Annotated in this window: 1 protein-coding gene; it reads right to left on the reverse strand. The window is 52.6% G+C overall.

Going from position 1 to position 251, the window contains the following annotated elements; translation table 11 throughout:
* The coding region (locus R0K30_RS22820; protein ID WP_410613228.1) for a peptidase dimerization domain-containing protein at nt 1-251 on the reverse strand (251 nt) is incomplete at both ends.

Below are 251 nucleotides of genomic sequence, written 5' to 3' on the forward strand. Positions count from 1 at the left end.
GTTTGTGCGCGGAGATCAAGGCTGAACGATGCTTTTCCCGGAATAATATTGGAACTCTCGCCGCCAGCCTGAAGCTTTGTCATCTTCACGGAATGCGGGATGCCGGGATCAAGATGAATGAAGCTGAGTTTTTGGACGAGAAGAGCGGCGATTTCGATACTGTTAAGGCCGAGATGCGGTCTCGCGCCGTGGGCTTCTTCTCCGATAATCAGGCCTTCTATATGCTGGCTTGAGCCATGCAGAATGGACGG

This window comes from Bacillus sp. SIMBA_154 (assembly GCF_046536015.1).
GTDB classification, from domain to species: domain Bacteria; phylum Bacillota; class Bacilli; order Bacillales; family Bacillaceae; genus Bacillus; species Bacillus pumilus_P.